Genomic DNA, 17956 nt, shown 5'->3' with positions numbered 1-17956 from the left:
GAGGCCCCATTTGGCATGAAGGACGAGAGAAAGAAACCGTTGCTGCACGCCTTCACGGTGTGAACGTGGTTCACGCTTCGCGAGACGGTGCGTAGGCAAGGTAGCGGCGAGCACATTCTCACCCGGAGCTTTCCGGCGCGCGGGCTTGCAGGGCCTCTCGCGGGCGTGCACTATCCCCGCGTCCCTCGGCCGTGGATCCCGCGCCGAGACGCGCTTTTCCAATGCACGAACGTACTTCCCCCCGGCCTTTCCGCGTCCTGGGTCGATTCCAGGCGCGCCGGCCTTTTCTGGTCCTTCTCCTGGCCCTGCTTTCGCTCGTGCCCGCGGGCTTCTTCGCGACGAAGATCGGCTTTCGGCCCGATTTCTCGGAGTTATTGCCCGACAACAAGGACAGCGTGATCGAGATGCGCCGGGTGTCGGCGCGGCTCTCGGGCATCACCACGCTGACGGTCACGGCGGAGATCGCGGACGGGAAAAACGAGGCGGCGCTCCGGGCATTCGTGGACGCGCTCGCGCCGAAGCTCCAGGCAATCGGATCGCCGTGGGTCGAGCAGGTCGACTGGAGCTCGCGGGAGACGAAGGCGTTCTTCGACGAGAACAAGCTGCTCTTCGCGGAGCTCGCAGACCTGCAGAAGGCGCGGGACGAGGTCGTCGCGCGGTACGAGTACGAGGTCCAGAAGGAGACGGGCGTCCTGCTCGACGAGTCGGATCCGCCGCCGCCGATCACGGCAGCGTCGCTCAAGGAGCGGCTGACGGGGAAAAAGGCGAGCGAGGCAAAGGCAAAACCGAAGCCCCAGGCGGAGATCGATCGAGGTCCGCACCCGAACGGGTATTACATGAGCGCCGACGGCAAGTTCGCCGCCGTCATCGCGCGCACGAGCCTGTCGAAGAAGGCGGACCGCGAGGAGCTGCGGCGAAAGATCGAGCAGGTCGTCGAGGAGATCGGGCCGAAGAAGCTCGATCCGACGATGGAGGTCGGTTACACGGGGGATCTCGTCATCAGCGGCGAGGAATACGACGCGATCGTGCGGGACCTCGGGGAGGTCGGCGTGGGCGGGGTGCTCGGCGTGCTCGTGCCGGTGCTCCTGTTCTTCCTGCGGGTGCGGACGGTGCTCGTGATGGCGGGCAGCCTGCTCGTGGGGCTCGTGTGGACGTTCGGCCTGACGTATTTCACGATCGGATACCTGAACAGCTCGACGGGCTTTCTGGTCTCGATCATCGCCGGCAATGGCATCAACTACGGCATCATGTACATGGCGCGATACCTGGAAGCGCGCCGGGACGACAATGCCGACGTCGAGGAGGCGATCGAGGCGGCGCACAAGGATACGTGGCTGCCGACGCTCTCGGGCTCGGCGACGACGATGCTGGCGTACGGCTCGTTGATGCTGACGGATTTCCGGGGCTTCAAGCACTTCGGGGTCATCGGCGCCTACGGGATGCTTCTCTGCTGGCTCGCGACGTACCTCTTCACGCCGGCGCTGCTCGCGGCGACGGAGCGGGTGCGTCCGGTGTATTTCCCCGGAAAGGAGAAGACGAAGGCGCGCGGCTATTATGGCGTGCTCTTCGCGAAGCTCGCGCAGGCCGCGCCGCGCACGCTCGGGGCGATCGGGGTCGTGATCGGGCTCGTCTCGGTGGGGCTCACGTATCAATATTTGACGAAGGATCCGATCGAGTACGACATGCGCAACATCCGCAGCGAGCGGCGCGACAAGAGCGCGGCGCTGTCGCTGTCGGTGCGCGTGGGGTACATCGTCGGCCGGATGTCGCAGGACGGAATGGCGGTCATGACGGACCGCCTGGAGCAGGTCCCGCTGCTCGAAACGGAGCTGCAAAAGCGGCTCGCAGCGGCGCCCGCGGACGCGAAGCCGTTCGAGAAGGTGGTGACGATCCACTCGCTGATCCCGAAGGAGCAGGCGGAAAAACTGCCGCTCATCGAGGACATCCGGCGCATCGTGCAGAAGGCGCGGAAGCGGAATTTGATCTCGGACGCGGACTGGGCCGAGATCACGCCGTACGTGCCCGCGGAGGAGTTGAAGCCGATCGCGATCCCGGATCTGCCCGAGACCGTGGCGCGGCCGTTCACGGAGAAGGACGGGACGCGCGGGCGGATCGTGTACATCGTGCCGAAGCAGGGCCAGAGCGTGTGGGACGCGCATTACCTCATCCGCTGGGCCGATAGCTTCCGGTCGACGACGCTGCCGACGGGCGACGTGATCAAGGGATCGGGCCGCGCGGTGATTTACGCGGACATGATCCAGGCCGTGGTGGAGGACGCGCCGAAGGCGGTGGGGCTCGCGGCGATCGGGGTCGTGGTGATCATCCTGATCGCGTTCCGCGGCAGCGCGCGGTCGCTCGGCGTCTTCGTGCCGTGGCTCTTCGGCGTATCGATGCTGCTCGGGTTCTTGTACCTGCGGGGTATCAAGCTCAATTTCTTGAACTTCATCGTCCTGCCGATCACGTTCGGGATCGGGGCCGAGTATTCGCACAACCTGATGCAGCGATATCTCTCGGAGGGCGGCGAACGGCTCGATCGGGTCTTCACGGAGACGGGCGGCGCGCTCGTGCTCTGCTCGATGACGACGTGCATCGGGTATTTCGCGCTGATGTTCTCCATCAACAAGGGGATCGCGAGCTTCGGGCTGGCGGCGGCGGTCGGGGAGATCGCCTGCCTGCTCTCGGCGGTGCTGATCCTGCCGGCGTTCCTCGTGTGGCTGGAGCGCCGTCGCAAGGCAGCGCAGAGCGCGGCCGCAGAGGCCGAAGGCAGCGGCGGCCAGGCCGCCTGAAACCCCCTCCTTCCTTCGATTCTCGTCCGATGCGTATCGTATATCTTGCCCCGAACATCCCGGTCCCGGGCACGCATGGCGGCTCGACGCACGTGTCGAACGTCCATCGCGCGCTCTCGAAGCGCCACGACGTGCTGCTCTATTGCCGCGCGGGATCGACCCAGCCGGGCGCGCTCGCGCGCGGGTTCAACCTGCACCCGGTGCTGCAAAAAGGCTTCCTGCCTGTGGCGTTCGCGCGGGTCGTCGGCGCGGTGCGCGCCTTCCGGCCCGACGTGATTTACGAGCGGTATTCGGCGTTCGGGCTCGGGCCCATGCTGGCGCGCGCGACGGGCGCGCCGTGCGTGCTCATGACGCTCGACCGGGACGCGAGCGCGCTCTCGTTCCGGTATTCGGACCGTATCGTGGCCACGAGCGCGGAGTTCATCCCCGAGGAATACCGGGACAAACTAAGGATCGTGCACTGGGGCGTGGACGTGGACGGGCTCGTCGGCAAGAGCGGCGAGGCCGTGCGGGCGCGGTATGCGCCGCGCGGGGAGCGGATCGTGCTGTACACGGGAAGCTTCCCGGACTGGCACGGGGTCGAGGTGCTGGTCGAGGTCGCGCGGTCGTGGGCAGGGCCGGATGTGGTGTTTCTGCTGGTCGGGGACGGGCAGGACAAGCGGCGCGTGGAGCGGCTGGCCGCGTCGCGTGGGGTCTCGGGGCGGGTCGTCTTTGCGGGGCGGGTGCCGCACGGGGAGATCGGGGCGTACATCGACGCGGCGGACGTGTGCGTGGCGCCGTATGCGCCGTCGAAGCACCCGATTTTCCGCGTGTACGGCATGAACCGGGACCCCATCAAGGTGCTCGAGTACATGGCGCTCGGGAAGGTGGCGGTGACGATCGACACGCCCCGAATGCGGGAGCTGTTCCAGGCGGACGAGGAGGTGCTCCTCTACCGGGCCGAGGATCCGGATGCCTTGCGGCGGACGCTCATGAACGTGCTCACGGACGCGGAACTCTGCGCCCGGGTCGGCTCGGCCGGCGCGTCGCTCGTTCGGTCGCGGTACACGTGGAGCCACCACGCGGAGGAGCTCGAAGCCGTGTTCGACGAGGTCGTTCGACGCTGACCGTCCCGCCCTAACGCGGCGCGTGACCTTGTTCTGGAAAAAGTCAAGGCGCGCTAAAAGAAACTTGCACGTGTGTCACCGTCCTGTAACAATCAGTCCTTCGACTTGACATGGAGGCGGCCATGATGCGCGAGCGTGTTCACCAAGTTCTGAAGTTCATGGGACTGGCCCTTGCCGTCGTCTTCCTCGGCCCGGGCGTGGAAATTACGTCCCAGGACGGTCAAGGCTGAGCGGGGGCGGGTCCTGGAAGGCCGGGGCCCTTTGTGACCTGGACGTGCGGGCGGGTCCCGCACGCGACGGTCGTGTACATTCGTTCCATACAGACTTGACCCTCGAGGAGGGTCAGCCTACGAGCGCGGAGAGATATCGACGGGGCGGCGGCGATGACTCTCCAGACGCCGGTGAGCGCGGATCGCGAGACCTTGACGGTCGGGACGCATCAGCTCGCCTTGGAGCCACCTGACATCGCGCTCGTGCGATTTGTGGGGGACTTGAGTGACGCGGACGTCGCGCGCATCCTGGACGCGTTCGAGCGCTTCGCGACGGCGACGGGGCGTGCGTACCTGCTGCTCGACGTGGCGGGCGTGGGGCACGTGACGCCGGAGGCGAGGCGCCTCGCGGCGATGCGGCAATTGCCGCCGGCGTATGCAGGGCTCGTGGTGTTCGGGGGGACGTTCCAGCAGCAGCTCGTGGCGAAGCTCGTGACGACAGGGGGCTGGTTTCTGCGAGGGCGGGCGCTCGGAAAACCGATGCCCGTGTGCGTGAAGGACGAGCGTGCGGCGCGGGCGTGGCTCGTGGAGCAGCGCGACGCGCATTGAGGCGAAAACCACAGGCCCACGCCGCTGTGGATTTCAAGGGCGCCCCGGGTGACGATGCCGGGCCATGAAGACCCGGTGGACGAGCTTGATCGTGGCCATGGCGCTGGTCGGCGTGGCTTGCGGCGACGGTGAGGGAGGCGCGGGCGGCAGTGGCGGCGCGGGCGGCGCGGGCGGCAGCGGTGGCGCGGGCGGCAGCGGCGGCGTCGGAGGAATGGGCGGCGCTGGGGGAATGGGCGGCGCTGGGGGAATGGGCGGCGCTGGGGGAATGGGCGGCGCCGGGGGAATGGGCGGCAGCGGCGGCGGCGGCGGCAATGGATTCGCGGCGATCGTCTCGAAAGAGGTCTACGACGCGATGTTCCTGCACCGGAACGCGCTCTACGCATATGAATCGCTCGTCGCCGCGGCGGAGACGTTCCCAGCATTCTGCAACGAGGGCAGCCTGGACGACCGGAAGCGCGAGGCGGCCGCATTCCTCGCGAACATCTCGCACGAGACCACGGGCGGCTGGCCCGCGGCCCCGGACGGTCCACATGCGTGGGGCCTCTATTTCACGCAGGAGGTCGGCTGCGAGAACGGGGGCTGCACGGGGTATTGCGACGCGACGAACCAGCCATGGCCTTGCACGCCGGGGAAGACGTACCACGGGCGCGGGCCCATGCAGCTCTCGTGGAACTACAACTACGGGCAAGCGGGCGCCGCGCTCGGGCTGCCGCTCCTGACGGATCCGGATCTGGTGACGTCGAATGGCACGGTGGCCTTCCGGACGGGCGGGTGGTTCTGGATGACGCCGCAATCGCCGAAGCCGTCCTGCCACGACGTGATGACGGGGACGTGGACGCCGTCGTCGCAGGATCAAATGCTCGGCCGGGTGCCCGGGTTCGGGATGACGATCAACATCATCAACGGCGGGCTCGAGTGCAACCAGCCGACGAACGCGAAGGTGGAGGACCGCGTCGGGTTTTACCAGCGATACACGCAGATGCTCGGCGTGGATCCTGGCCCGAACCTGTATTGCGACAAGATGCAGTCGTATTGAGGCAGGCTGGGTCGGGGAGGTGGGATTTGAACCCACGACGACGAGCACCCAAAGCTCGTGCACTACCGGACTGTGCGACTCCCCGGTGCGCCACCCGCTGTCGGGCACCGCGCGGCGGCACTCTAGACGACGTCCCGACCTAGAGCAAGGGGCTAGAAGGGGCTCGGCCCAGCTCGCCCGAGCCCCCTCCCCCACGGACACCTACCGCAGGTTCTCCGCGAAGTATTCGATCGACCGCTGGGTCGCGTAGAGGCGCGCGGCCGGCGCCCGGTAGCCGTGGCGCTCGCCGGGGAACACCATCAGATCGAAGCGTTTGTTCGCCGCGACGAGCGCGTCGATGAGCTCCGCCGTGTTCTGGAAATGCACGTTCTCATCCATGAGCGCGTGCAGGAGGAAGAGCTTGCCGCGGAGGTTGCCGGCGAGCTTCGTCAGATCCGCCGCTTCGTAGGCCTTCGCGTCCTCCTTGGGGCTGCCGAGGTACCGCTCGGTGTATGCGCTGTCATAGAGCCGGAAGTCCGTCACGAGCGAACCGGCGACGCCCACGTGAAACCGTTCGGGCGCCTTGAGCAACGCGAGCGCCGCCATGTACCCGCCATAGCTGTGGCCAAAAATGCCGACGCGGCTCGCGTCGACGTACGGGCGCTTGGCGATGGCGTCGAGGCCGGCGATCTGGTCCTCGAGCTCGACGTGGCCGACGTTCTTGTAGAGCGGCGCCTCGAACGCCGGGCCCCGCCCCGACGTACCGCGGTTGTCGAGCTGGAACACGACGAAGCCCCGATCCGCGAGGTGCTGCCACAGGAGGGACGGCGACCACATGTTGAGGACCGTCTGCACGCCCGGACCGCCATAGACCATCACGAGGACCGGATACTTCTTCCCGGGCTCGATCACGCGCGGCGGGAGGAGCGAGCCATACAGCTTCACGCCGCCGGGGCCGTCCACCGTCACGATCTCCGGCGAGCGCACGCCGAGCGAGGCGAAATCGGCATCCATCGGCAGCGTGAGATCGCCGATCACGGCGCCGCCGAGCTCGCGAATGACGACCTTCGGCGCGCGATCCTTCGCCGAATGGATGTCCATGACGATCTTCGCGGTCCGATCGACGCCCGCATAATGCACGCCGGGTTCCTCGGTCCAGCGCTTCGTCTCGCTGCCGTCGAGTTTCACTGAATAAAGCTGCCGGTCGAGCGGAGCCTCTTTGTGATCCGCGATGTAAAAGACACGCCCGCCCGCCTCGTCGACGCGGCCGAGGAGCTGCACGTCCCAGTCGCCCGAGGTGAGCTGCTTGATCGGCGCGCCCGTGGCAACGTCCCGGAGCTCGAGGTGGATGTGCCCCCCGATGTCGCGCGTCCACAAGAACCGCTTGGAATCGTCGAGCGGCTTGAACGAGGCCGGATCGAGCCACGTGGCCGAGGTCTCCGCGAAAAGCTCCTTCGTCTCGCCGCTCTTCGCGTCCACGCGCACGAGCGCGCGGCGCTTCTGGAGGCGATCGAGCGTCTGCAAATAAAGGGAATTGCCGTCGGGCGCCCAGTGGAAACGGACCATGTAGCGCTCGGCCTCGGCAGGCCATTTCAACCAGGTCGTCTTCTTCGTCTTGAGATCGACGATCCCCGCGCGGACCTTGGGGTTCTTGTCACCCACCGCAGGGTACTTCTGCATCATGAGGTCCGGCGTCTCGCCGCGATACCCGAGCACCGGATGCTCGGGGACCTCGCGCTCGTCCACTTCGAGATACGCAATCTTGTCGCAGCCCGGGGACCAGAAAAACCCGTGCGGCTCGTCGAGCTCCTCCTGCCCGAGGAAATCACTCTGCCCGCGCGTGGTCCCCGCAGGTCCGCCCGTCGTGAGCCGCGTCTCCTTGCGCGTCGCGACGTCCACGACCCACACGTCATCCGATCGGACGAACGCGACGCGCTCGCCCGAGGCGCAGATCTGCGGGTCGAGCTCGGGCTCCTTCGTCTCCGTGAGGCGCGTGATCGCGCCGTCCGTCTTCCGCACGAAGACGTCTCCCGACGAAGGCAAGAGCATGACAGGCGCCTTCTCGGCCCACTGGTACGCGACGATCCCCATCGCCCGCTGCCGCTGGCGCTCACGCCGGAGCTCCTCCTCGCGCGAGAGCGGCTTCGCGCTGCCCGGGAGATCCGAGGCGCGGAGGAGCACCTTCGACGTGCGCGTCGCGAGGTCGAACACAAAGAGCGACATGGTCATGTCCCCCGACTCGCTCGCGAGGTACGTGACGAGCTTGCCGTCGGGCGAAGGCATGGCCATGCGCGGGATGTTCCACCCGGGCTCCGGCATCTTCACCAGGCGCTCGTACGTGATGGCGCTCTTCTCAGGCCCGAGGATCGTGCCGCGCGTCGGATCGGCCGCGGGCGCCGCCGTCTTGGGCGCACCTTCCGCCGCACGATCCTTCGTCATCTCGTTCAAGAGCGGCCGCTTCGGCCACGGCTCGCCGGCCCCGCCGCAACCGGAGAGCACCCCCGCGAGCGCAAGCACGCCCGCCAAACCCTGTGCCTTGTGCATGCCCCCCGGTTAAACCGAGTGCGAGCCCGAGTCCACTCCGCCCATCACTCGGGCAGCGCGCCGCCCTCCGCCTCGGCCGCCGACGGTGGCGGCGGCGGCACCGACTTGTCCGTCGTGATGATGCGGACGCGACGCACGCGCCGGCCGACGACGTCGGTCACGACGAGCGTGTAGCCCTCGCACTCGACGCGATCCCCAGGCTCGGCCGGGTGTTCGAGCCGTTCGAGGATGTAGCCGCCCACGGTCTCGACGGTCTTCGCCTCGGGCAGGAGGACGATCCCCGCGTCGCGCTCGAGGTCCGCGAGGAGGACACGGCCGTCGACCTCCACGAGGCCCGGACCACGGCGATGGATCGGCGGGACCTCCTCGTCGTTCTCGTCCCGGATCTCGCCGACGATCTCTTCGAGCACGTCCTCGATCGTGACGAGTCCGACGAACTCGCCGGTCGGGCTCGTGACGATCGCCACGGGGATCTGCTTGGCCTGCATCTCCAGGCGGAGGCGCTCGACGGAGGTGGTCTCGCGGGCGAAGATCGGCTTGCGGAGGAGCTCGGCGACACGCGCGGCCTTGCGACGACCCGAGAGGACGTCGAAGAGGTCACGCAGGTGCAGGTACCCGAGCACGGTGTGGCCCTGGGCGTCGAGGACGGGATACCGCGAGTATCCGGCCTCCGCGACGATCTTCACGGCCTCATCGATGCTCATCGCAGCCCGGAGCGTCGCGGCCTCGCTGCGGAGCGACATGACGTGGCGCGCGGTGCGGCGGCGCAGATCGAAGATGCGCACGAGCATGCTGCGCAGCGCGGGATCGAGGCCGGCGGGGCTGCGCGTGAGGAGGATGCGGAGCTCCTCGGAGGTGTGGGCGATCTCCTCTTCGTGCGCGGGCTGGAGGCCAAAGAGGCGGACGAAGCCGTTCGCAGCGGAGTTGAGGACCCAGATGATGGGCCACATCAGGAGGAAGAAGACGTGGAGCGGCTGCGCGGCCCAGAGCGTGACCTTCTCGGTGCGCTGGATGGCGAGGGTCTTCGGCGCGAGCTCACCGATGATCGTGTGCAGCGACATGATCAGGGTGAACGCGACGCCGAGGGCGATCGCGCGTGTGGCCTCGGGGCCGACGCCGAACTTGAGGAGCGCAGGTTCGAGGAGGTGCGCGACCGCAGGCTCGCCGATCCAGCCGAGGCCGAGGCTCGCGAGCGTGATGCCGAGCTGGTTCGCCGAGAGGTAGGCGTCGAGGCGCTGCGACATCGCGAGCGCCCGCTTGGCCCGCGCGTCGCCGCTGCGCACGAGCTGCTCCAGGCGCGACGGGCGCATCTTGACGATGGCGAACTCGGAGGCGACGAAAAACGCGTTCAGCAGGATGAGAAGCGCCGTCGCGAGCAGATAGAGAATCGTCGACATCGTCCGAACCCCGTCCCCCAAGGAGCAGGAGAGCGCGCCGAGCGATGGCTCGTTCTCCCTGCGAAGGCGGCCCTAGATGCGAGCCCGCACGAGGATCTCGCGGCGCAGATCCGAGCTGGCTTCGAGGCCCTCGACGAGCGCGTCGGCAGGACACTGGCCCTTCTCGACAAGGCTGCCGAGGCGCGCGAGGTGCACGCGCTCGTCCTTGCCATTGCGCATCCGCGCCCGCCGCGCGAGCCCGCCCTCGGCGATCACGAGCACGCGCTCCGCGAGCGCCGCGAGCCGCTCGCCGCGGAACGTGGCCCCGAGCCCCTTCTCGGCGATCGCCGGACGGAGCGCTTCGAGCTCGGCATACGTGAAACTCTCGGTGAGCGCCTCGGCTTCGTCGAGAGCCCGATCGTCGTAGAGGATGCCCGTCCAGAGCGCCGGCAGCGCACACGTGAGCGCGGCCGACTGCGAGTCCGCGCCGCGGACCTCGATCGTGCGCTTGAGCCGCACCTCGGGGAAGAGCGTGTTCAGGTGCGTCTGCCAGTCGGTCGAGGTGGCGCGGGTGTCCCGGAAGCCGTGCTTCAAGAAGCTGCGGAAGGACTGGCCCGTGTTCTCGAGGACGGTCTCGCCGCGCTTGATGAGGAACATCGGCGCGTCGAGCGCCCACTCGACGTAGTCGACGAAGCGCTTGCCGCGCTCGAGCACGTTCTCCAGCAGCCCCTGCCGCGCGGGATCCACGCTGAGCCACGTGAGCGCGCGCCGGCTCTTGCCACCCCAGAGGCCGCCCTCGACGAACGGGGAGTTCGCGAACATGGCCGTGGTGACGGGCGAGAGCCGGAGCGAGACGCGGAGCGCGCGCATGGCGCCCTCCTCGCTGGAGTAGTCGAAGTTCGCCTGCACCGTGGCCGTGCGACGCATCATGTCGAGGCCGCCCGTGCCGCGCGTCGGCAGGTAACGGCGCATGATCCCGTACCGAGACTTCGGCACCCACGGCAGCTCATCCTGCCGCGCGAGCGGATGAAACCCGACGCCGAGCCAGCTCAGGTTGAGCTCGCCCGAGATGTCGCGCAGCTCCGCGAGATGACCGCTCATCTCCAGGCAGATCTGGTGAATGTTGTCGAACGCGGCGCCGGAGAGCTCGAGCTGGCCGCCCGGCTCCAAGGTCACGGAGGCGCCCGCGCGTTCGAGGGCGATGATCGGGCCCGTGGGCGATTCGCGATCGATCTTCCAGCCGTGTCGCTCGACGAGCGCTTCGAGCACCGTGAGGACGCTGCGCGGGCCCTCGTAAGGGAGGGGCGCCCCGGTCGTCGTGTCGACGCCGAACTTCTCGGCTTCTGCGCCGATGCGGTAGCGATCGCGCGGCTTCATCGCCGCGTGGAAGGGGATCAGGAGGTCATCGATGCCGCGGATGATCTCCGCCTGATTCGAAAGGCTCGCTTCGGCCATCGTTCGTGGTTCTCGGACTGTTCGAGGGGAGTTGGGGCGCAGACCAGGCCTAGACGGCCTGCGGCCACATCGGGGAGCGCTCCGAGCCGGAGCCCTTCGGGCCAAGCACACGCGCGAGGACTGCGACGTGTTTTGCCGTGGTCCCAGCACCACCGCCGACGAACCTCGCCCCTGCGTCCACCAGACGTTTGCACGCCGCGGCCCACGCTTCCACCGATGTCGTGGTGTCTGGTACGCCATGTTGGCACTCGGGGCTCGCCGCGAGCAGAACCCCGACGCGCGGAGCCCCCGCGCGCAGCACGATCTCCAGCGCAGCCTTGGCTGCGCTCTCGCTCGGTACGTCGACGAGCACGGCATGCACGCCCGCCTCGACCGCGGCGCGTGTCCCCTCTTCCAACGAGTCCCCATCGACGACACGCTCGCCGTCTGATGTCTCGAGCAACGCCCACGTCGGGAGCTGCGTCGCACACGCGCTCACGATGGCCGAGAGCCGCGCCATGCGCGCGAGCTGCGTGCCGTGCCGGAACGCCTCCGGCGAGAAACCGCGCGCGATGATGAGGTCGCAACCCGATGTCGACAGGCGCGTCGCGTGCATCGCGTACTCTTCGGTGATCCGCTCCGGCAGCGCCGGCGCGATCCAGCGCGCGCCGAGCAGGCCCGCCACCACGACGGGCCGATGCGCCGTGCCCACCGCCTCGATCGCGAGGTCGACCGCCGCGCCCGTGAGCGCGGCCGAGCGGAACGCCATCCCGATCTGCGCGAGCGCCCGCGGCATCGTCTCGTCCGTGACCGCTACGATCACATCCGATCCCGCGGCGATCTCCTGGCGGTAGTGCTCGGAGACGGCGGCGGGGTTCTCACGCACGGCGCGCCCGAGGGGCGCTGCGCCGGAGGTCTCCACGCCCCTCGCCGCGAAGGACGAGACCGGATCGCCACCCAGGACGAGCGGGCGCCCCGCTTCGAGGCGGGTCAGGAGGGCATCGAGAGAACTCACGTCATCACGCAGGGGTTCGGGGGCCGAGCTGGGAATGTCCAAGATCGGCCGAAGGTCGTCGACAGAAGGACGAACCTTCGTCCCCTTCTACCACTTCACCTGGAAACACGGAACCCGAGACGCGGCTGCCACGTGCATTTCCCGTCCGGGTCGGCGAGCAAGCCCGCACGTGCGCACCCCACAGCCCGCTCCCTCCGCGCATCAAGCCCCCCGCGCAGAGGCCGCTTGCCCGGACGGGCGCGCCCCGCGCTTCGGCAGGAACTTGCGATCGAACAGGCGAACACGACGGACGAAGAGGTCGAGGAGGAAGACCACGATCGCCGCGTACACGAAGCGCGTCCACAGCTCCTCGTGGTACGTCACCTTCTCGCCGGCCGGATCGAAGATCGCCTGCACGGAGGCCGGATCGACGGACGCACCCGTGGCGAGGGCTGCCTTCTCGAGCGTCGGGAGATCGGCCTCGAAGCTCGCGTACTCCTTCGGATACGGGTTCGACACGTGGCCGAAGCTCACGGCGACCTGCTTCATCGATCCGCCCTCGGCCTCGCGCATGTGCTCGGCGCGCAGCAGGAAGGAGCCGTACTTGTCGAGCGGCTCGTCGACCTCGTACCGACCAGGCGCCGTCTGCCGGAAGTCGACGACCTTCGTCTCGCCGCCGGGCACGATGATCGAGAGCTTCGAGGTCAGGTTGTTCTCGAAGCGCTCGTCGGCCCCAAAGGCGTCGACGGAGGCGCGCAGCCGCCCGCCCACGACCTCGGCCTTCATGTCGAGCTCGCGCCGATGCTTCTGCCGCATGTGCTCGTGCACGAGCTGGCCCCAGAAGCGCTCGAAGCCCGGCCACCGGAGCCACTCGACCGCCCAGCGCGACTTCACGTCGCTCGTCCACGCGAGCGTCCAGCCGAGGCCCACGCGCCAGCGCGCGAGGATGGGCTCCTGCGTGTCGCTCTGGAGCAGCTCCACCGCCGGCGGCGGCTTCATCTTCGTCGAGACATAGCCGTGCAGGTTCGGCGCGGTGCGCACGTCGATGCCGCGGAGGAAGGCCGCGTCGCCGACCTGCGTGACGGGGAACCACTCCTCGACCGCGGCGGCGCGCGCGATCATCTCCGTCTCCTTCGTGAAGACGCGCGGCAGGTTGTTCGCGTCGCCGACGGCGTGATACCGGCCGCCGCCGACGTCGGCGATCATCTTGAGGAGCTGCTCGTCCACGTCGCCGCCGAGGCCGACGGTCGTCACCGTGATCGACTCGGCGATCATGGCCGAGACGAGATCCCGGATGCCCGAGTTCGACGCCTTGCCGTCCGTCAACAAGACGACGTGCTTCTTGCGGGCCTGCGTGACCGTGAGGTCCTGGTAGGCCGCGTCGAGCGCCGGGAAGATCTCCGTGCCGCCGCCCGGCTGGATGCGCGCGATGTCGCCCTGGATGCGCGAGCGGTTCCTCGCCGGCTGCATCTTCACGTACCGCGTCGGCGCTGAGTCGAAGGCGATCACCTCGATCAGATCGTCGGACGAGAGCACGCCCGACGTGGCCTTCGCCGCGGCCTTCGCCATCTCCAGCGGCAGGCCGGTCATCGAGCCCGAGCGGTCGATGACGAGGACCATCGCGACGCTCGGCATCTCCTTCTTGCGCTCGTTGTCCATACGGACGGGCAAGATCCGCTCGATCGTCGAGTGATACCAGCCGCCGAGCCCGTAGCCCGCCTCGCCGCCCGCGAAGAGGAAGCCGCCGCCGAGATCACGGACGTACGTCTCGATGAGCTCCTGCGCCTGGAGCGACACGGCGTCCTTCGGCGTATCGCTCAGGATCACGAAGTCGAAGCGCTCGATCTCCTTGATCGAGGCCGGAAAACCCGCGGGCGGACGCACGTCGACGTCGAGCTGCTGCGCCGTGAGCGCGCTCGAGAGCGGCCCCGCGTGCTGCGGCGTGCCCTCGATGTAGAGCACCGCCGGGCGCCCGGGGACGTCGATCGTCGTGGAGAACTTGTTGTTCTCCTTGAACTTGTCGGCCGGGATCTCGTCGACCTCGAACGCGTACGTCACCTGGCCCGCGATACGCACGACGCTCTTGAAGATGACGTCGTTCGGGCCGGCCTTGAGATCGAGCTCCTTGATGCCTTCGAGCCCATTCAGCGCCTCGCCCTGGTAGAGCCGCGCGCGTGCCTTCGTCGCCCGCGTCGCGTAGATGTCGGCGTGGATCGCGAACGTCTCGCCGACCTTCACGCGCTCCGGCATCTTGAGCTCGCGCACGGCCACCTCGGGCGGCGCAGGCCTGCGGTACGGGATCGTGAAGAGCTTGATCCCGAACTCCTTGGCGCGGTTCGACTCGGCGAGGAGATCCCCCTCGGTCTGCACGCCGTCCGTGAGGAGCACGGCGCGCTTCAAGTAGCCCTGCGGATAAAGGCCGTACGCGAGCTGGAGCGCGGCCTGCAGGTTCGAGCCCGCGCCGAGCGACTCCGACTGCGCCTTGTCGGCGCTCTCGTGCCGCGTGATCGGCGGAGGCTTCGTGTTCTCCTCGCCCTCGGCCTCCGGCGCCTCCACGACGCGTGGCCGCTTGGCGAACGTGACGAGCTTGACGATGCCGTCCTTCGGCTTCTCGGCCCAGGCCCGCTGCACGGCCGCGCGCGCATCGTCGAGCGCCTCGTCCGTGACGGAGTCCGAGACGTCGACGAGGTAGACCGTGCAGACCTTCTCGGTCGTGGCCGTGCGCGCGAGGCGCGAGAGGCCGAGCGCGAGGAGCGCGACGAACGAGATGCGCAGCAGCACCGAAAGCACGCGCTGCGGCCACGGCAGATCGGCGAGCGACTGCGAGAGGACGGCGACGAACCACGGCGCGAGCAGGACCGCCCCGAGCATCTTCGGGTTGAGCAGCTCGTAGGTGATCCCATGGCGCACCCACGTCAGCGTGGGATCGGGGTGCAAGAGGACGAAGCGCCGATAGGCCCAAAAGAGGAGCCCTGCGAGCGCGAGGCAGGTCGAGACCCAAGCGATGACCCGAAGGCGCTTGTTCACACCGTCACCCTCCGATGGAACGTGAGCCACTCGATCGCGGTGACGAGGAGCACCGCGGCGAGCAAGTAGATCCAGATCTCGCGCCGCACGCCGACCTTGAACTCCCCGACGGGCCCCGCGGCGCGCCCCCCGACGACGAGCTCCGTCGCCGGCTTGATCACGCTCTCGGCCGGATCGACGAGGTTCGCCGCGAACGTCGTGGTCTCGTCCTGCCCCATGGACAGCTTGTAGAAGCCCGCTTGCTGGCCGAGGAAGATCGCGCGGCCGTCCTTCACGGGCACGCTGCGCCTCGTTCCGTCGGGCAACTCGAGCGTCGCGGTCTCCGCCGCGGACGAGGCCGGAATCTGCCAGACCGCGCCCGTGCGGAAGGAGGAGATGTACTGGACATCCTCCTCGACGAACTCGTTGATCGTGTTGAGCAGGAAGAGCGGCCAGGAGATCCGCAGCGGGAAATCGCTCTCGCGGACGTCGAAGCCGAGCGCGACGAACTTCACGCCCGCGCGGGTGCCGGCGATCAGGATCGGCCCCTTGTAGCTCTTGCCGATCACCTTGTCCTCCTTCTCGCCCTTCAGCGGACGCGCGCGCCCGATGTTGACGTCCGAGAGGACCGTGTAGCGGAGGATCGGGTGCTTCTCGTCGAGTTCGTCGAAGCCGAGCCGATAGTTCGGATCCGTATCTTCGACGGGCTTGCCCACCTCGAACGGCACGTTCTCGCCCGAGGGGTTCAGGTAGAGCAGGCTGCCGCTGCCCGCCGAGACGTTCGGCGTCACGCCGTCGAAGATGGTCACGTCGAAGTTGCCCTTGGCCGGGTACCGCGAGGGATCAATCGTCGTGACCTCGAGGTACTCGTCGAGCAGGAGCGCGGCTTCGAGGAACATGTTGCCCGAGGTCACGACCTGCACGCGGGACCGCCTGCGCTCGGGCAGGAGCGCGAAGGCGTGATCGTCGGCGGGCAGATCGTCGCGGCTGCCGTTCGCGTACGCGATCTTCGCTTCGAGCGTCTTCGACGCGCCCGAGAGGTTCGGATAGAAGCGCGGCAGCCGCTCCTTGGGCCCGAGCCGGATCTGCGAGAGGTCCGTGAGCTGCCCGTCGCCGAAGAGCGAGAGCTCGACGTCGACCGGCTCGTCGTTCGTGTTCGTGACCTCGAGCATCACCTCGTAGCGGCTCTTGTCGAGCGGGTACCGCCGCACGGAGAAGCCCGTGATCGCCACGTTCGTCGCGCGGGATCCGATGGGTAGATACGAGATCCGCACATCGCCGAGCTCCACGGGTCCGGCTGCGTCGACCGCGGGGCCGAGCGCGCCGTCCGACACGACGATGATCTCCGGCGACGAGAGGCCACGCAGCGTGTCGGCCCCGAAGCGCAGGCCACGCGCGAAGTCGGCGCTCGCGTCGGTCGCCTTGATCGACGCGACGGCCGCTTCGAGGTCGGGGATCTCGCTCGTCATCGTGGAGAGCGGCGTCACGGCCGCGTCCATCTGCGCGATGAGCATGCGATCGCTGCCCGAGAGGCCGCGGACCATGCGCTTGACCTCGTCCTTCGCGGCCTCGATGCGCGACGGCGAGACGTCCGTGGCCTTCATGCTCGCGCTCGCGTCGACGAGCACGATGATGTTGCGACCTTCGAGGATGTTCGCCGCGGGCCGCGGATCGCCGAGCGCGAGCAAGAGCAGCGCGAGGAGCGCGAGCTGCAGGAGGAGCGAGAGGAAGCGCTTCAACTGCGAGAAGAGGCTCGTCGCCTCCTTGTCGCGCAGGATGCGCTCCCAGAGCTTCTCGAAGGGGACGGCGACGGGGCGCCGACGCAGCTTCAGGATGTAGAAGACGACGACCACGCTGCCGGCGAGGGCGCCGATCTGAAGCAGGGTCGCGAGCGGGACGCCGACGAAATGCATGGCCTACCGGAGGAAGCCGCCGCGGCGGAAGACGCGGAGGATGAGCTCGTCGAAGGACACGTCGACGTCGGCGCGGAAGTAACTCACCTGGCGCGTCGTGCAGAACCGCTGCACCTCGTCCAGGTAGCCTTCGTACGCCTGCTGATATTTTTCGAGCACCTTGGCCGTGACCGTGACCTCGCGCTCCTGGCCCGTCTCGCAGTCGTAGACGCGCACGTCGCCCTTGATGTCGGGCCGCGCGTCGTTCCGATCGACGAGGTGGATCACGTAGGGCTCGAAGCGGTTGAAGCGCAGCGCATTGATCCCGCGCTCGAAGCCCTCCGGATCGTAGAGGTCGGTGAGCAACACGGCGAGGCCGCGGCGCTTGTGCTGCGCGACGAACGTCTTCATCGCCGCGCCGAGGTCCGTCGGGCCCTCGGCCTTCACGCCGTTGAGGAAGCGGAAGATGCGGAAGATGCGCGCCTTGCCGCGCGTCGTCGGCATCCGCCCGCTGACCTCGTCGGTGGCGGCGACGATCGCGATCCGATCGAGGTTCGCCAGGCCCACGTACGCGAGCGCCGCGCAGAGGCGCTTCGCCTGCCGGAGCTTCTCTCCCTCGCCGAAGCCCATCGACGAGGACGTGTCGAGGATGAAGTAGATCGCAAGATCCTCTTCCTCCTCGTAGAGGCGGATGAGGAGCCGATCGAACTTCTGGTAGGCGCTCCAGTCGAGGTAACGGATGTCGTCGCCGGGCGCGTAGTCGCGGTGATCGGCGAACTCGATGCCCGAGCCCGTCTTCTTCGTCCGGCGCTCGGCGCGCATCGCGCCCGAGAACACGCGGCGGCTCACCATCGCGAGGTACTCGAGCTTGCGCTGGAACTCGTCGTCGAAGAGGTCGTCTTCGCCCGCCGCGCCGCCGCGGCGCAAGGACGGCTTGTCGGGCCGGAGCCCCAGGAACTCGAGCACACCCATGGCGAGGACGGTC

The 17956-nt window shown here is 68.2% G+C and carries 11 protein-coding genes and 1 tRNA gene; 4 read left to right on the top strand and 8 right to left on the bottom strand.

Annotated elements, in window-relative coordinates:
* Positions 1-221 precede the first annotated feature (221 nt).
* From E8A74_RS16085 to E8A74_RS16070, 4 genes are all read left to right on the top strand, one after another.
* The gene (locus E8A74_RS16085; protein ID WP_136929888.1) at positions 222-2786 is read left to right on the top strand and encodes an efflux RND transporter permease subunit; all 2565 of its coding nucleotides are present in this window, start codon (positions 222-224) and stop codon (positions 2784-2786) included.
* A 29-nt stretch (positions 2787-2815) separates the two neighbouring features.
* Positions 2816-3892 (top strand): glycosyltransferase family 4 protein, encoded by a 1077-nt coding sequence (locus E8A74_RS16080; RefSeq protein ID WP_136929887.1) that lies wholly within the window; start codon positions 2816-2818, stop codon positions 3890-3892.
* Between the two features lie 383 nt (positions 3893-4275).
* Positions 4276-4710: a SpoIIAA family protein gene (locus E8A74_RS16075; RefSeq protein WP_136929886.1), complete on the top strand. Its 435-nt coding sequence runs from the start codon at positions 4276-4278 to the stop codon at positions 4708-4710.
* Between the two features lie 64 nt (positions 4711-4774).
* Positions 4775-5746: a glycoside hydrolase family 19 protein gene (locus E8A74_RS16070; protein WP_211365371.1), complete on the top strand. Its 972-nt coding sequence runs from the start codon at positions 4775-4777 to the stop codon at positions 5744-5746.
* Positions 5747-5757: 11 nt separating this feature from the next.
* Here the strand turns inward: E8A74_RS16070 and E8A74_RS16065 are convergent.
* The 8 genes from E8A74_RS16065 to E8A74_RS16030 all read right to left on the bottom strand — a co-directional run bounded on the left by E8A74_RS16065 (position 5758) and on the right by E8A74_RS16030 (position 17943).
* Positions 5758-5831, bottom strand: a tRNA-Pro gene (locus tag E8A74_RS16065).
* 116 nt (positions 5832-5947) lie between these two features.
* Positions 5948-8269: a S9 family peptidase gene (locus E8A74_RS16060; protein WP_232379580.1), complete on the bottom strand. Its 2322-nt coding sequence runs from the start codon at positions 8267-8269 to the stop codon at positions 5948-5950.
* A 44-nt stretch (positions 8270-8313) separates the two neighbouring features.
* Complete coding sequence (locus E8A74_RS16055) at positions 8314-9666, bottom strand: hemolysin family protein (protein WP_136929885.1); 1353 nt, start codon at positions 9664-9666, stop codon at positions 8314-8316.
* Positions 9667-9738: 72 nt separating this feature from the next.
* Positions 9739-11100: a glutamate--cysteine ligase gene (locus tag E8A74_RS16050; protein WP_232379579.1), complete on the bottom strand. Its 1362-nt coding sequence runs from the start codon at positions 11098-11100 to the stop codon at positions 9739-9741.
* Between the two features lie 49 nt (positions 11101-11149).
* Entirely contained in the window at positions 11150-12094 is a 945-nt protein-coding gene (locus tag E8A74_RS16045; RefSeq protein WP_170229158.1) for a homocysteine S-methyltransferase family protein, read from the bottom strand.
* Positions 12095-12295: 201 nt separating this feature from the next.
* Positions 12296-15100, bottom strand: coding sequence for a VWA domain-containing protein (locus tag E8A74_RS16040; protein WP_136929883.1), 2805 nt, complete (start codon positions 15098-15100; stop codon positions 12296-12298).
* Positions 15097-16992 (bottom strand): vWA domain-containing protein, encoded by a 1896-nt coding sequence (locus tag E8A74_RS16035; protein WP_136929882.1) that lies wholly within the window; start codon positions 16990-16992, stop codon positions 15097-15099. The genes E8A74_RS16040 and E8A74_RS16035 overlap by 4 nt, the downstream gene beginning before the upstream one ends.
* Before the next feature lie 3 nt (positions 16993-16995).
* Positions 16996-17943 carry a DUF58 domain-containing protein gene (locus E8A74_RS16030; RefSeq protein WP_136929881.1) on the bottom strand — a complete coding sequence of 316 codons (948 nt, stop codon included), beginning with the start codon at positions 17941-17943 and terminating at the stop codon, positions 16996-16998.
* Positions 17944-17956 lie beyond the last annotated feature (13 nt).

Source organism: Polyangium fumosum, from assembly GCF_005144585.1.
Taxonomy (GTDB): domain Bacteria; phylum Myxococcota_A; class Polyangia; order Polyangiales; family Polyangiaceae; genus Polyangium; species Polyangium fumosum.
Note: the sequence above shows the minus strand (reverse complement) of the source record. Positions and strands in the feature narration are given on the sequence as shown.

Excerpts from the sequence above, each read along its gene's own strand:
- E8A74_RS16080 (WP_136929887.1), top strand. The coding sequence starts at position 2,816 with ATGCGTATCGTATATCTTGCCCCGAACATCCCGGTCCCGGGCACGCAT.
- E8A74_RS16075 (WP_136929886.1), top strand. The coding sequence starts at position 4,276 with ATGACTCTCCAGACGCCGGTGAGCGCGGATCGCGAGACCTTGACGGTC.
- E8A74_RS16085 (WP_136929888.1), top strand. The coding sequence starts at position 222 with ATGCACGAACGTACTTCCCCCCGGCCTTTCCGCGTCCTGGGTCGATTC.
- E8A74_RS16035 (WP_136929882.1), bottom strand. The coding sequence starts at position 16,992 with ATGCATTTCGTCGGCGTCCCGCTCGCGACCCTGCTTCAGATCGGCGCC.
- E8A74_RS16030 (WP_136929881.1), bottom strand. The coding sequence starts at position 17,943 with ATGGGTGTGCTCGAGTTCCTGGGGCTCCGGCCCGACAAGCCGTCCTTG.
- E8A74_RS16070 (WP_211365371.1), top strand. The coding sequence starts at position 4,775 with ATGAAGACCCGGTGGACGAGCTTGATCGTGGCCATGGCGCTGGTCGGC.
- E8A74_RS16050 (WP_232379579.1), bottom strand. The coding sequence starts at position 11,100 with ATGGCCGAAGCGAGCCTTTCGAATCAGGCGGAGATCATCCGCGGCATC.
- E8A74_RS16060 (WP_232379580.1), bottom strand. The coding sequence starts at position 8,269 with ATGCACAAGGCACAGGGTTTGGCGGGCGTGCTTGCGCTCGCGGGGGTG.
- E8A74_RS16055 (WP_136929885.1), bottom strand. The coding sequence starts at position 9,666 with ATGTCGACGATTCTCTATCTGCTCGCGACGGCGCTTCTCATCCTGCTG.